The sequence below is a fragment of the Paraburkholderia phenoliruptrix genome (genome assembly GCF_902859825.1).
GTDB classification, from domain to species: Bacteria; Pseudomonadota; Gammaproteobacteria; order Burkholderiales; family Burkholderiaceae; genus Paraburkholderia; species Paraburkholderia phenoliruptrix.
On the sequence record NZ_CADIKB010000013.1, the window covers coordinates 12,386 to 26,102 of the forward strand.

8 protein-coding genes are annotated in these 13,717 nt (G+C 63.9%); 5 read left to right on the top strand and 3 right to left on the bottom strand.

The window, feature by feature from the left end; all coding sequences use genetic code 11:
• Positions 1-106: 106 nt before the first annotated feature.
• Positions 107-3,715 carry an indolepyruvate ferredoxin oxidoreductase family protein gene (locus HV711_RS15360; protein WP_035482530.1) on the top strand — a complete coding sequence of 1,203 codons (3,609 nt, stop codon included), beginning with the start codon at positions 107-109 and terminating at the stop codon, positions 3,713-3,715.
• Positions 3,716-3,888: 173 nt separating this feature from the next.
• Here HV711_RS15360 and HV711_RS15365 read toward each other — a convergent pair whose 3' ends face one another.
• Together HV711_RS15365 and HV711_RS15370 are read right to left on the bottom strand one after the other, a co-directional pair.
• Positions 3,889-6,171, bottom strand: coding sequence for an NADP-dependent malic enzyme (locus tag HV711_RS15365; protein WP_013589854.1), 2,283 nt, complete (start codon positions 6,169-6,171; stop codon positions 3,889-3,891).
• Positions 6,172-6,451: 280 nt separating this feature from the next.
• Positions 6,452-7,684: an MFS transporter gene (locus HV711_RS15370; protein ID WP_035482529.1), complete on the bottom strand. Its 1,233-nt coding sequence runs from the start codon at positions 7,682-7,684 to the stop codon at positions 6,452-6,454.
• A gap of 416 nt (positions 7,685-8,100) precedes the next feature.
• Here HV711_RS15370 and HV711_RS15375 point away from each other — a divergent pair, with 416 nt between their 5' ends.
• Positions 8,101-8,787, top strand: coding sequence for an orotate phosphoribosyltransferase (locus HV711_RS15375; protein ID WP_013589856.1), 687 nt, complete (start codon positions 8,101-8,103; stop codon positions 8,785-8,787).
• Positions 8,788-8,909: 122 nt separating this feature from the next.
• Here HV711_RS15375 and HV711_RS15380 read toward each other — a convergent pair whose 3' ends face one another.
• Positions 8,910-9,599 (bottom strand): response regulator, encoded by a 690-nt coding sequence (locus HV711_RS15380; RefSeq protein WP_013589857.1) that lies wholly within the window; start codon positions 9,597-9,599, stop codon positions 8,910-8,912.
• Positions 9,600-9,922: 323 nt separating this feature from the next.
• Here HV711_RS15380 and HV711_RS15385 point away from each other — a divergent pair, with 323 nt between their 5' ends.
• From HV711_RS15385 to HV711_RS15395, 3 genes are all read left to right on the top strand, one after another.
• Positions 9,923-10,525, top strand: coding sequence for a YbhB/YbcL family Raf kinase inhibitor-like protein (locus HV711_RS15385; protein ID WP_028362233.1), 603 nt, complete (start codon positions 9,923-9,925; stop codon positions 10,523-10,525).
• A 283-nt stretch (positions 10,526-10,808) separates the two neighbouring features.
• Positions 10,809-11,756, top strand: a complete 948-nt coding sequence (argC, locus tag HV711_RS15390) for an N-acetyl-gamma-glutamyl-phosphate reductase (protein ID WP_013589859.1) — start codon at positions 10,809-10,811, stop codon at positions 11,754-11,756.
• Positions 11,757-12,245: 489 nt separating this feature from the next.
• The gene (locus HV711_RS15395) at positions 12,246-13,667 is read left to right on the top strand and encodes a DUF2957 domain-containing protein (protein WP_028362234.1); all 1,422 of its coding nucleotides are present in this window, start codon (positions 12,246-12,248) and stop codon (positions 13,665-13,667) included.
• Positions 13,668-13,717: the final 50 nt, after the last annotated feature.

A 13,717-nucleotide genomic window follows, 5' to 3' on the forward strand; every position in this document is an offset into this window, starting at 1 on the left:
CCATCACTTAAAACACGTCAATATGGCGACCCCGGCCATACGCATTCACAAGATGCCGCGGCCCAAAAGTTCTGGCGATCCCAAACTGGGTGGAGGAGTACACATAATGAATGCCCCGCTAGACGCTGGTCAGCGAGCCTCGCTCGAAGCCGCGCTATCTTCCGTCACGCTCGACGACAAATACACCCTCGAACGCGGCCGCGCATACATGAGCGGCATTCAGGCGCTGGTGCGTCTGCCGATGCTGCAGCAGGAACGGGACCGCGCCGCCGGCCTGAATACCGCCGGCTTCATCTCCGGCTACCGCGGGTCTCCGCTCGGCGGACTCGACCAATCTCTGTGGAAGGCGAAACAGCATCTCGCCGCGCATCAGGTCGTGTTCCAGCCCGGCGTCAACGAAGACCTCGCGGCCACCGCCGTCTGGGGCTCGCAACAGGTCAACCTGTACCCGAGCGCCAAATACGACGGCGTGTTTTCGATGTGGTACGGCAAAGGCCCGGGCGTCGACCGTTCCGGCGACGTGTTCAAGCACGGCAATTCGGCGGGATCCTCGCGGCACGGCGGTGTGCTCGTGCTAGCCGGCGACGATCACGCGGCCAAGTCATCGACCCTCGCGCATCAGTCGGAACACATCTTCAAGGCATGCGGCCTGCCGGTGCTGTTTCCGTCGAACGTGCAGGAATATCTCGACTTCGGTCTGCACGGCTGGGCCATGAGCCGCTATTCCGGGCTGTGGGTCGCGATGAAGTGCGTGACCGACGTGGTCGAGTCGTCGGCTTCCGTGGAAATCGACCCGCATCGCACGAAGATTCTGCTGCCGGAAGATTTCGCAATGCCCGAGGGCGGACTGAACATCCGCTGGCCCGATCCGCCGCTCGTGCAGGAAGCGCGTCTGCTCGACTACAAATGGTACGCGGCGCTCGCGTACGTGCGCGCCAACAAGCTCGATCGCGTGGAAATCGACTCGCCGCACGCGCGCTTCGGCATCATGACGGGCGGCAAGGCCTATCTCGACGTGCGTCAGGCGCTGACCGACCTCGGTCTCGACGACGAAACGTGCGCGCGCATCGGCATTCGGCTGTACAAGGTCGGCTGTGTGTGGCCGCTCGAGGCGCAGGGTGCGCAAGCCTTTGCCCGCGGCCTCGACGAAATTCTCGTGGTCGAGGAAAAGCGTCAGATTCTCGAATACGCGATCAAGGAAGAGCTGTACAACTGGCCGGACACGCAGCGTCCGCGCGTCTTCGGCAAATTCGACGAGAAAGACGGCGCGGGCGGCGAATGGTCGGTGCCGATGGGCAACTGGCTGCTGCCGGCGCATTACGAACTCTCGCCGGCGATCATCGCGAAGGCAATCGCCGCGCGGCTCGCGAAATTCGATCTGCCGTCGGATGTGCGCGCCGGCATTGCCACGCGCATCGCTGTGATCGAAGCCAAGGAAAAGGCGCTCGCGCGCCCGCGCGTCGAAGTCGAGCGCAAGCCGTGGTTCTGCTCGGGCTGCCCGCACAACACGTCGACGAATGTGCCCGAGGGTTCGCGCGCCATGGCGGGTATCGGCTGCCATTACATGACAGTGTGGATGGACCGCAGCACCAGCACCTTCAGCCAGATGGGCGGCGAAGGCGTCGCGTGGATTGGCCAGGCGCCGTTCACGAACGACAAGCACGTGTTCGCCAATCTCGGCGACGGCACCTACTTCCACTCGGGCTTGCTGGCGATTCGCGCGGCGATCGCGTCGAAGGCGAACATCACCTACAAGCTGCTCTACAACGACGCGGTGGCGATGACGGGCGGCCAGCCGGTCGACGGCGTGCTGACCGTGCCGCAGATCACGCATCAACTCGCCGCAGAAGGCGCGTCGAAAATCGTCATCGTCACCGACGAGCCGGAGAAGTATTCAGGCAACGTCGGCCTCGCGCCGGGCATCGACATCCACCATCGCGACCAGCTCGACGAAGTGCAACGTCAGTTGCGCGAGATTCCGGGCACCACGATCCTGATCTACGACCAGACCTGTGCGACCGAAAAGCGCCGCCGCAGGAAACGCGGCGCCTATCCGGACCCGTCCCGCCGCGTCGTGATCAACGAAGCGGTGTGCGAAGGCTGCGGCGACTGCTCGGTGAAGTCGAACTGCCTGTCGGTCGAACCGCTCGACACCGAATACGGCACCAAGCGGCAGATCAACCAGTCCACGTGCAACAAGGACTTTTCCTGCGTGAACGGCTTCTGCCCCAGTTTTGTGTCCGTTGAAGGCGGCCAGTTGCGCAAGCCGAAAACGGCCTCGGGCATTGTCGGCGATGCCATGCCGCCCGTGCCGGAGCCCGCGCTGCCCGCCATCGACCGTCCTTACGGCGTGCTGGTCACCGGCGTGGGCGGCACGGGCGTCGTGACGATCGGCGCGCTGCTCGGCATGGCCGCGCACCTGGAGAACAAGGGCGTCACCGTGCTCGACGTCACCGGCCTCGCGCAGAAAGGCGGCGCCGTGATGAGCCACGTGCAGATCGCGAACAAGCCCGGCGACATCCACGCCACGCGCATTGCCATGGGCGAAGCGAGCCTCGTGATCGGCTGCGACGCCATCGTGACGGCGAGCGACGAATGCGTGTCGCGCATGCAAGCCGGCCAGACGCGCGTCGTGCTCAACAGCGCGCATACGCCGACAGCCGAGCTTATCAAGAACCCGAACTGGCGTTTCCCCGGCAGCAGTACCGAGGCAGACGTGCGCGCGGGCGCGGGCGACGAATGCGTCGATACCGTCGACGCGAACCATTTCGCGGTCGCACTGCTCGGCGACGCCATCTACACGAACCCGTTCGTGCTCGGCTATGCATGGCAACGCGGCTGGGTGCCGCTCACGTATCAGTCGCTGATGCGCGCCATCGAGTTGAACAACGTGCAGGTCGAAAAGAACCGCGCGGCCTTCGAATGGGGCCGTCGGGCGGCACACGATCCGGCAGCCGTGCGCAAGTTCGCGCAATCGCAAGGCAAGGGTGCCGGGGCTGAAGCGGCTGATGCGGCGAGCGGCAAGATCATCTCGCTGCATACGCCGAAGGCGCTCGACACGCTGATCGACAAACGCGCGTCCTACCTCGCGGCATGGCAGAACAACGCTTACGCAGAGCGGTATCGCGTGCTGGTCTCACAAGTGCGGGCAGCGGAATCGGCGCTCGATTCAGCCGACACCCAGTTGCCGCTGACAGAAGCCGTCGCGAAAAATCTGCACAAGCTGATGGCCTACAAGGACGAGTACGAAGTCGCGCGCCTTTACAGCGATCCCGCGTTTATCGAGAAGCTGAAGGCGAGTTTCGAGGGCGACTGGAAACTGCACATCCACCTCGCGCCGCCCCTGTTCTCGAAGAAAGACGCGCAGGGTCATCTGATCAAGAAGAAGTACGGCCCGTGGGTGTTCAGCGCCATGCATGTGCTCGCGAAGCTAAAGTTCCTGCGCGGCACGGCGCTCGACATTTTCGGCAAGACGGAAGAGCGTCGCACCGAGCGCGCGCTGATCGGCGAGTATGAAGCGCTGGTTCGGGAACTGATCGGCCGGCTCAGCGCGCAGAACCGCGATCTGGCCGTCGAACTCGCGAATCTGCCGGACGGCATCCGCGGCTTTGGGCACATCAAGGAAAACAATCTGAAGGGCGTGCGCGTGAAGTGGAACGATCTGCTCGCGCGCTGGCGCGCGCCGCAGACTGGAACGACGCAGCACGCGGCTTGACGCGCTTTCGGACGTACGCCGCGCTCCGCGCTTGGCGCACGGCGTTCGGGCCGCAAAAAAAACCGCCGCGGAAATGAATTCCGTGGCGGTTTTTTTGCAGGCCGGCTGCGGAGCTGACCGCCGCAGGCCACCGGCCATGACGGCCGGTGCGCCCGCATGAGGCGCCGCGCCGATTACCGGTTGTTCACCGACTTGCGCGCGTTCGCCGAAGCGACCGCCGTCATGTTGATGATCCGGCGCACGGTCGCGGCCGGCGTCAGCACGTGGACCGGCTTTTCTGCGCCGAGCAGGAACGGGCCGACGGTCACGCCTTCGCCGCCGACCATTTTCAGTAGGTTGTAGGCGATGTTCGCCGCTTCCACGTTCGGCATGATCAGCAGGTTGGCTTCGCCCGACAGCGTCGTGCCCGGGAAAGCGGCCTTGCGAACGACTTCCGACAGCGCCGCGTCGCCGTGCATTTCGCCGTCGATTTCGAGCGTCGGCGCACGTTCCGCGATCAGCTTGCGCGCCGCGGCCATGCGTTGCGACGATGAAGACGGCGCGCTGCCGAAGTTCGAATTCGACAGCAGCGCGACCTTCGGCGTGATGCCGAACTTTTCGATTTCGCGCGCGGCGAGCATCGTCATGTCGGCGAGCTGCTCGGCGGTCGGCACTTCGTTCACGTACGTGTCGCAGATGAACAGGTTGCGGCCCGGCAGCATCAGCAGGTTCATGGCGGCGAAGTTCTGCACGTTGTCCGCCTTGCCCAGCACCTGCTCGATGAACTTCAGATGCGTGTGGTACTGGCCGATCATGCCGCAGATCATGCCGTCGGCTTCGCCGAGGCGCACCAGAATCGCGCCGATCAGCGTGTTGAACTTGCGCATGGCCGCCTTGGCGACGTCCGGCGTGACGCCTTCGCGCGCGCCCAGTTCGTGATACGCCTGCCAGCATTGCTGATAACGCGGATCGTCTTCCGGATCGACGATCTCGACATCTTCACCGCACTTGAGCTTCGAGCCCATCTTCTTCAGACGCATTTCGATCACCGACGGACGGCCGACCAGAATGGGCTTGGCGATCTTTTCCAGCAGCACGAATTGGGCGGCACGCAGCACGCGCTCGTCCTCGCCTTCCGCGAAGACGATGCGCGCCGGCTCCGACTTTGCGGCCGCGAACACCGGACGCATGACCATGCCCGTGCGGTACACGGTCGTGCCGAGCTCCTCGCGATACGCGTCCATGTCCTTGATCGGACGGGTCGCGACGCCCGAATCCATGGCCGCTTGCGCAACGGCCGGCGCGATCTTGATGATGAGGCGCGGATCGAACGGCTTCGGAATCAGATATTCCGGACCGAATTCGAGCGAATGTCCTTCATACGCCTTCGCGACTTCATCGCCCTGATCGGTTTCTTCCGCCAGCTCGGCGATCGCGCGCACGCACGCGAGCTTCATTTCTTCCGTGATGGTGGTCGCGCCGACATCCAGCGCGCCGCGGAAAATGAACGGGAAGCACAGCACGTTGTTGACCTGGTTCGGATAGTCCGAACGGCCGGTCGCGATGATGCAGTCCGGGCGCACCTTCTTCGCTTCTTCCGGGCGGATTTCCGGCTCCGGATTGGCCAGCGCGAGAATCAGCGGCTGGGTGCCCATTTCGGCGACCATTTCCGGCTTCAACACGCCCGCGCTCGAACAGCCGAGGAACACGTCCGCGCCGCGGATCGCGTCAGCCAGCGTGCGTGCCTCGGTATTGGCCGCATAGCGTTCCTTCGACGGATCCAGGTTGCCGCGGCCTTCGTAAATCACGCCCTTCGAGTCGACGACGAGAATGTTCTCTTTCGACAAACCGAGATTGACCAGCAGGTCCAGACATGCGATAGCCGCCGCGCCCGCGCCCGAGCAGACCAGCTTCACGCTGCCGAGCTGCTTGCCGACCACCTTCAGGCCGTTCAGGATCGCCGCCGACGCGATGATCGCCGTGCCGTGCTGATCGTCGTGGAAGACCGGAATCTTCATGCGCTCGCGCAGCTTCTTCTCAATGTAGAAGCACTCCGGCGCCTTGATGTCTTCCAGGTTGATGCCGCCGAGCGTGGGTTCGAGCATCGCGATAGCCTCGACGAGCTTGTCGGGATCGGACTCGGACAGCTCAATATCGAACACGTCGATGCCGGCAAACTTCTTGAAGAGACAGCCCTTGCCTTCCATCACCGGCTTGGCCGCGAGCGGACCGATGTTGCCGAGGCCGAGCACCGCCGTGCCGTTCGTGATCACGCCGACGAGATTGCCGCGCGACGTGTACTTCTGCGCGTCGAGCGGCTCGTCGTAGATCGCCATGCAGGCGGCTGCCACGCCCGGCGAATACGCGAGCGACAGGTCGAGCTGGTTGGACAGCGGCTTGGTCGGCGTGACCGAAATCTTGCCGGGCTTCGGATTCTGGTGATAGGCGAGAGCGCTTTGCTTCAGTTGTTCGTCCATTTTTTGCCTGCGAGACGTAAGAAATTTGGGCCGGCACACCGCACGCCCGGCGGCGCTTCGTTCTATCGAATGGATCATCGACCGAGGCGCTTTTCGCGTGCGCCGGTTAGGCGCGGCGTCGGTCCTCGGCGGAGGGCGGGACGGTGCGGAGTGCTACGCGGGTCGGTTAGTGTACACCTCGCGCGTGTCCATGGACCGACTGGTTAATGCGCCTCGCCATCGGCGAAACAGCCGCCAGCCATGCTGCGGCGCCGCATTCCCATGCGCCGGCCGGCAGCGCTCAGTGCAGCTCGGCGCCGCGCCGCTCGGGAATAAGAAGGAGCGTGGCGAGCACGTCCAGCACGTAGATCGAAGCGAGAAAGATGAGCGCCACCGCAAACGAATAACGCGCGGCGAGCGCGCCGACCACCACCGGCCCGAAGCCGCCGACCGCCCGGCCCACGTTGAAGAGGACGTTTTGGGCGGTGGCGCGCGCGTCGGTGGGATAAAGCTCGGAAATCAGCGCGCCGTAGCCGCCGATCATGCCGTTGACGAACACGCCCATCGCCGCGCCGCCGACGAGCAGCGCCGCCGGCGTCGTCAGATGCGCGTAGACGAAGACCATTGCCACGGCGCCGAGCTGATAGAACAGAAAGGCCGGCTTGCGGCCGAAACGGTCCGCCGCCACGCCGAAGAGCCAGATGCCGCAGGCCATGCCGACGACGGTCGCGGCCGTCCAGACGCCGGAGCGGGTCAGCGAGTAGCCGAAGGTCTTCGACAGATAGCTCGGCAGCCAGATCATCAGCCCGTAATAGCCGAAGTTCTGCACCGAGCAGAGAATCGCCACGCCTAGACTTGCGCGCGCGGTCCGGGCGTCGGCGATCAGCCGTTTCAGCGGCAACTGGCGCACGCCCCGCGCGGCGCGCTCGGTGAAAAGCGCCGGTTCCTCCACGCGCCGTCGCACGAAGAAGGACGCCACGGCAGGCAGCAAGCCCAGCGCGAACATGCCGCGCCAGCCGATGAGCGGCAACAGCAGCGGCGTCAGCAACGCGGCCGCCAGCACGCCGAGCTGCCACCCAAGGCCGACATACGACGAGACCCGCGCCCGCTGCGCGGGCGGCCACGCCTCGGCCACGAGCGTCATACCGATGCCGAACTCGCCTCCGAGCCCAATCCCCGCGATGGTCCGGTAAACCAGCAGGTCGCCGTAGCCTTGCGCGAGCGCGCACAGCCCCGTGAACACGGCGAACACGAGAATGGTCCACGTCAGCATGCGCACGCGTCCGTAATAGTCGCTCAGCACGCCGAAAATCAAACCGCCGGCCACCGCGCCGATCAAGGTCCACGTGACGAGCGAGCCGGCCTGCGCGGAATTGAGATGCAGATCCGCCGCGATGACGGGCAGCATGAATCCGAGAATCAGCAGGTCGAAGCCGTCCATGGCATAGCCGAGCACGGACGCGACGAGCGCCCGGGCGGCATAGCCGTTTCGGGCGGAAGCGGGCGTGTCGGCAGCGGAAGAAGCGGGCGTCATGGGAAGCAGTCCGTGATTCGGTCGACGACGGCAACAGCCGGCGCCGGAGAAATTCGCGTGAGTGTAAAGGCGGCCCAGACGGCTCACAAGCTAGCCAAAAAGCCAATCCCGACGCGCGACTGCAACGTGCCCCGCGTCACCCCGGCTCGGGCGAAGCTTCCCGGGAAGCGTGGCGGGCCACTGCGCGCCACGACTCACGCGGCGGCGTCAAAGCGGCCGCGACTCGCCGCCCACCCGCACGACAGCCTCCTCGGAAGGACCCGTTTCGGGTAAAATGTCGGCCTACGCGCGCAGCAAAACCGGCCAGCCTCCACTGGCCGGCTGCACATTCCGCCCAGCACGGCGCGGCATGTCCCGCTTGCTGCGCCACCGGGCCCAGCGCCCGCTTCTCCCCGCTCAACCCCAAGGATCCGCCCATGACAGGCTTCGATCGCCAGACGATCTCCGACACCACCGCCAAGATGCTGCTCGAAGTACAAGCAGTGCACTTCAACGCGGAGAAACCGTACATTTTCACGTCCGGCTGGGCGAGCCCGGTTTATATCGATTGCCGCAAGCTGATTTCCTACCCGCGCGTGCGCCGCGGCCTCATGGAAATGGCGGAAACCACCATTCTGCGCGACGTCGGCTATGAGCAGATCGACGCTGTGGCCGGCGGCGAAACCGCGGGCATTCCGTTCGCGGCATGGCTGTCCGACCGCCTGATGGTGCCCATGCAATACGTGCGCAAGAAGCCGAAGGGCTTCGGCCGCAATGCGCAGATCGAGGGTCTGCTGACCGAAGGGCAGCGCGTGCTGCTGGTGGAAGACCTGACCACGGACAGCCGCAGCAAGATCAACTTCATCAATGCGCTGCGCACCGCCGGTGCCACGGTGAATCACTGCTTCGTGCTGTTTCACTACAACATCTTCAAGGAAAGCGTGTCGGTGCTGAAAGACATCGACGTCGATCTGCACGCGCTCGCGACCTGGTGGGACGTGCTGCGCGTCGCCAAGGAAAACAAGTACTTCGACAGCAAGACGCTCGACGAAGTCGAGAAATTCCTGCACGCGCCGGCTGAATGGTCGGCGGCGCACGGCGGCGCCACCACCACGCCGCAGTAATCTCGGCTCTTACGCCTCGGCCAAACAGAAAGGCCGCCTGTCTCGCGACAGGCGGCCTTTTTGCTGCAACATGCCGAGCGGCTCGCCCGGCGATTTATCCGTCAGCGCACTGCGGCGAGCAGCTACGCGACATCGCCCGTATCTTCCGCCGAATGCGACGACAGGTTCAGCAAGCCGTTGCTCTGCGCGTACTGAAAGAGTTCCGAATCGCGGTCGATGCCGAGCTTGCGCATCGCCGTGTTTTTCTGCGTGCTGATTGTCTTGATGCTGCGGTTCAGTTGCTCCGAAATTTCCTTGATGGTCATGCCCGACACGAACAGGCGCACGACTTCCAGTTCGCGCCTCGACAGCATGACTTCGTCGCTCTTGCCGCCTGCGTTCATGCGCAGCGCGTCGAGCGACGCCTTCACCGATGGGCTCAGATATTCGAGATGCCGGCTCACGTGCTGCACCGCGAGCCCGATATGGCTCAGGTCGTCGGACTTGTTGACGACCGACGTCACGCCGAGCTCCCGCAACCGTTGCAGCAAGGCGGCGTTTTCCAGCATCGTTAGCACGACGATGGGAAGGTTCGGAAAATTGCGGCGCAGATAGCCGATCAACGGCAGGCCGTCGCCGAACTGCCCGCCCGGCATGGCGAGGTCGGTGACGAGCACGTCGCACGCGGTGGTTTGCAGCACCTTGATCAATTCCGTGGACTGCCTTGCTCGCGCAACCACCTGGATGCCGGGAAACTTGAGCAAGGCCTGTTCGGCGCCGAATAGGATGACTGGATGATCGTCGGCGATGACGACCTTGACTACGTCTTGCATTGCCCGCACCTCGACAAGAAAATCCCTCTCCAAAACTTCAGACATGCGTTGTTATTCTTAATGTTTAGTTCGACCTAATAGGACACGGGCGACATCGCGTACATTGTTCCGACTATAGCTGATTTTAGGCTCGCAATCCGCTTGCGCGCACAACAATGATGCATCGTAGAGCTAATGTTAGACTTGATTCGACGTCGAGGCACAAAATAGGGACAATAAACACCGCGAGGCAACCGCCTTGCGCCCTCGCAGCGACCTGATGCTGCATGGGATCTGAGCCGGCGCCCGCGCGCCCACTCCGATCGACACAGGAGAACCGGCACATGCGCTCGCGTTGCCTGGTTGTTTCGCACGCTTCACCGTCTAGCAGTACGCCGTTTTTTGTCTGCGCCACGCTCGGCCTGGCGCTCTGGCTCGCGCATGGCCCAGCGGCCTTGGCCGAGACCACGTTTTCGATCACGAGCGCGAGTTTTCGCGCGGGTGGCGCAGTCAATTCCCCACAGGTTTTCGATCAGGACGACTGCAAAGGCGGCAACCGTTCGCCGCAACTGACATGGCGCGACGCGCCGGCCGGGACCCGCAGCTTCGCGATCACCATGTTCGATCCCGATGCGCCCGGTCGCGGCTGGTGGCATTGGGCGGTCGCGGGCATTCCGGCGACGGTCGAGAGCCTGCCCGAAAACGCGAGCGCGTCCGGCTTCCTGAAAAAGCTCGGCGCCGTGGAAGCCCGCAACGATTTCGATGTCGACGGTTACGGCGGCCCCTGCCCGCCGCCCGGCAAACCGCACCGCTACGTGATCACCGTGTATGCGCTGAATACTGCCAACCTCCGTCTGGCGCAAGGCCGCCCGGCGCTGATGTTCGATCACGAGATCGGCACGGCGGCGATCGGCAGCGCGAAGATGGTGGTGAACTACGGCCGGTAGGCCGGCACGCCGGCGCTCGCGCGGGGCCGGTTCCTCGCGAATGCGGTGCTGCGACGACTTAACGCCCCCCGCCCGCACGCACGCCAGGCCGCCCGCAAAGCCCCGAGCCCGGGCCGGCCGCGTCCGACAAGTCACGCCACTGTCACTTCGCGCGGGCATCGTCGTTTTTCCGCTGTTTTTGCGCCGTTTTCCCGCACCTGCGCACGCGCATGCCGATGAAGTCTTAAAATGGCGGTTTCGCGCGGCGTCGGCCGCCGTTCCCCAAGAAGCCAGTGAGATCGAGATGAGCACGAAAGTTTTTGTCGACGGACAGGAAGGCACGACCGGCCTGAAGATTTTCGAATACCTGTCGCAGCGCGCCGACGTGGAAATTCTGCGTATCGACGAAGCGAAGCGCAAAGATATCGAAGAGCGCCGCCGTCTCATCAACGCGTCGGACGTCACGTTCCTGTGTCTGCCCGACGTGGCTTCGCGCGAATCGGCTTCGCTGGTCGAGAACGAGCGCACGGTGCTGATCGACGCGAGCACCGCGTTCCGCACGTCGCCGGACTGGGCTTACGGCCTGCCGGAACTTGCGCGCTCGCAGCGCGAACGCCTGCGCACGGCCAGGCGCATTGCCGTGCCGGGCTGCCACGCGTCGGCATTCGTGCTCGCCATGCGGCCGCTCGTGGAAGGCGGCGTGGTCGCGCCGGAGTTCGACGCGCATGCCTATTCGATTACCGGCTACAGCGGCGGCGGCAAGAAGATGATTGCCGACTACGAAGCCGGCGGAAACAGCAAGCTGAAGAGCCCGCGTCCTTACGCGCTCGGTCTCACGCACAAGCATCTGCCGGAAATGGCGGCGCATACGGGCTTGAAGTCGGCGCCGGTTTTCACGCCGATTGTCGGAGATTTCTACAAGGGTCTTGCGGTCACGACGTACTTCTCGCCGCGTCAACTGGCGAAGAAGACCACGCCGCAAGAAGTGCAGGCGCTGCTTGCCGAGTACTACGCGGGCGAAGCGTTCGTGCGCGTCGCGCCGTTCGACGCAGAGGCGAATCTCGACGGCGGCTTTTTCGACGTCCAGGCGAACAACGACACCAATCGCGTCGATCTCTTCGTGTTCGGCACGGCGGAGCGCTTCGTGACCGTTGCGCGTCTCGACAACTTGGGCAAGGGCGCTTCGGGTGCGGCGATCCAGTGTATGAATCTCGCGATCGGCGCCGCCGAGGAAAGCGGTTTGAAACGATAACGAAAGTTTAATAGCGCGGCAATGTGCCGTTTGCAAGCTTCACGAAAGCCGGTCTTTAAGACCGGCTTTTTTTGTTTTAAACCCGCCGCCGCTCCGATCGATTGAAAGATAATCAGTAGTAGCCCGCATTACTTTAAAAATCGAAAACAGGCTGGGCGGGATTTTTAAGGTAAGTTTTCCCGTCGACGACCCGCGCGGCATACTTTTCCGCCTGGGGAAACTCCGGATTTTTTGTCGAACGGTCGTTCGAAGATCATGGAGCCATTTTGCTCCAAGGCTTACCAGTCAAGGGCGTGCAAGGAAACAACGACGAGCCGCCTCGCGTCGCAATCTGCGTTTTTGTTTAAAAGGGCCGATAGCGCCCGCGCACTGCGCGTTTCGCCAAAATGCCGCTGTTTGAATCGTGCTTTTTAGACGGCTCATTCAATTGACATGCATTAATCGCGCGGCGAAATTAGCTCGCACAAATACATGAAGGGAGACAGCAGCATGGCGGACGCCATTATTCGAGGTTTGGCAGTGGCTATTGCCACGACTCCGTTTCTTATTGCTTGCGGCGGCGGTAAATCCGATAACCCGGGGCCGATCAACGCGCCGCAATGCTCGGGGTCGAGCTGCGGCGTACAAGGTCCGCCTGCTTCCAGCAGCACCTCCGCTGCGCTGTGTCCCGCGACCGCCGACATCGTCAAAAGCACGTTTCTCGGCGGCGCCGGCAGCGGCGAGGTCGTCCAGCTGAATATCAATGCCACCGCGATGACTTACACGCTCAAGTGGCTGGAATCGCCGATTCCGCTGCGCACCGGCACGGTCACGCCGACACGCGCGGGCACGCAGATCACGGGCGCGGTAATCCATCCGCCAACCGGCACGCTGCCGACCGCGGAGCAAACGCGCTGCGCCTTCATTCTCGGCGCCGGCACCGGCACGGCCGCCGGCGACGGCCAGCCCTACACGACGCCCGGCTTCACCAACAACCCGAATCCGCCGATGATCTTCGTCGGCCAGGGCGTAGCGGGCGGCGGCATTCCCGGCGCGACGATCCAGTTCGACGGACTCTCCGTTCCGCTGATCGGCTCGGGCATCGGCGCGGTGCCGAACCGCCACTTCGACTTCTACCCGTTCCTCGGCTTCGCGAGCACGACCACGGACATCACGAAGCTGCCCGGCACCTACAACGGCCTCCTGTATCACCTCGCGCCATCCGGCAACTATTCGACCGTCGCGACCAACACCGTCGAAACCTTCGACGCGAGCGGCACCTGCACGAGCAGCAACGCCGCGAACCCGAACTACTCGCCGAATGCGGGCGGCTGTCTGTCCACCGGCAATCCGTGGACCCTGAACAGCAGCGGCTACTTCGACAGCCAGCAGGCGCCGCAGATCGTCCAGCAGTTCCAGATGCCGCTGATCGGCGCGACCGGCAAGTCGGCCACGGCGCACATGGTGCTCGGCCAGATCAACGGCGCGACGGTGCCGCTCATTGTGCGCACCGGCTATATCAACCTCGGCACGGCGCCGCTGCATCTCGACGCCAAGGTCGACGACGAATCGGGCATCGCGATGCTTGCCGCCGCGACCCCGCTTGCCTCGGGCGGCTTCGACGGCGGCTACGTGGGCGCGGACTCGAACTTCAAGTACACCGCGACGCTGATCCAGGGCGCCGTCGGCACCTTCATCAATCCGACCACCTCGGCGGCCGAAAGCGGCTTCGGCCTCGGCTACGGCCTCGCGAGCCCTGGACTCGTCGGCGTGCAGGACACCAACGGCAAGACTGGCCTCGCGATCGCGTCGGGCGGGCTTTATGCCATCGAAGTCCAGGGCGCCGAGAACGGCGGCATCGCCCCGACGTCGGCCAATTCGGATACACCGAGCACGCCCTATTTCGGTATCGGAGCGCAAATCAGCAAGTAGTCCATGGAGCACACGCAGTTCGCAGTACGAGACATAAAAGAGCAAGCGGT